Source organism: Paraburkholderia mimosarum LMG 23256 = NBRC 106338, from assembly GCF_000739815.1.
Classification (GTDB): domain Bacteria; phylum Pseudomonadota; class Gammaproteobacteria; order Burkholderiales; family Burkholderiaceae; genus Paraburkholderia; species Paraburkholderia mimosarum.
In genome coordinates this window covers 1-910 of the sequence record NZ_BBJJ01000309.1, presented here as the reverse complement: position 1 = coordinate 910, position 910 = coordinate 1, and the positions used below count along the sequence as shown (strand labels likewise).

Here is a 910-nt window from a genome sequence, read left to right as displayed (position 1 = left end):
GGGGTCGCTTCAGGAAACGGAAAATAAAGCACGTTTAGTCTGAGCCAGGGGCGGCGAACCCGACCAAGCGCAAAGGGAAATTGCTACGTCGCAGCGTCGCAAGTGAAGTACAAACGGGGCTCGGGATTTTGCGCGAACTAGCGTTCTTCGCCTGGAACGAACGGGATGACACCCAGCCGGAAGGCTTCTTCCTGCAAATTGCGCGGGATGTGGCGCGCGTCGACGATGATGCCATTGATTTCGATCAGCCAGACGAGTGGATTTCTGTCGAGCTGACTGGGAAGTGACCAGCGAGGATCGAGCTGACCGATCTTCAGGAGGTTCAGAATTGATCCTGAGCGGGCCGAACCGGTCTGGGCGCTTAGCCCGAAGTGCTGGCACAGTGCATCGGCGCGCATGTGGGGCTTTTGGGACTTGTCGAAGAGGAAGTTGACCCTCCCGATCGCGTAGGCCACGCCGCAAGCCCAGGAGCGCGCAGGACCGGTCACCAGTGGCGATGGCCGCTTGCGGCACAGGGTGGCAACGAGACGTCGGCAGAGGTCGCGGTATTCATCGGTCAGGTGTTGCGCACAAAAGGCGTCGGTAAGCGCAATGATCTCGTCATACCGGTCTTGCATGGCGGCTGGCACCCGCTCGCCGCGAAAGGTTGGCTTCATGGAATTCGCGATCCGTATGTGTCAGTTGCCCAGTTCGGCGAGCCCATGAACATCGCCCTCCCGCTCGATCAGGCACAGCCACGTGTCCAGCTTCTCGCTGCTGCCGTCAAGCAACCGGTCAACCAGGGTCCGGTCGTTCGCCTTGCCAAGCATGTTGTGTAATCCCAGGTATGCCACGAGAAGGTGGTACATGGCGCAGCGCAAATCATCACGTTCGTCCTGACAGCGCCGGGCATGGCGATGCAGATCCTCGA

At 60.0% G+C, this 910-nt stretch carries 1 protein-coding gene and 1 pseudogene; both read right to left on the bottom strand.

The genetic code is table 11. The features are described from left to right. Nucleotides 1-137: 137 nt before the first annotated feature. Nucleotides 138-656, bottom strand: a complete 519-nt coding sequence (locus BMI01S_RS37585) for a DUF6398 domain-containing protein (protein WP_042293513.1) — start codon at nt 654-656, stop codon at nt 138-140. Between the two features lie 21 nt (nt 657-677). Further along, nucleotides 678-910, bottom strand: a pseudogene (locus BMI01S_RS42365) (hypothetical protein); the annotation flags it as partial.

Coding starts and splice junctions, on each gene's coding strand:
- BMI01S_RS37585 (WP_042293513.1), bottom strand. CDS start 656: ATGAAGCCAACCTTTCGCGGCGAGCGGGTGCCAGCCGCCATGCAAGAC.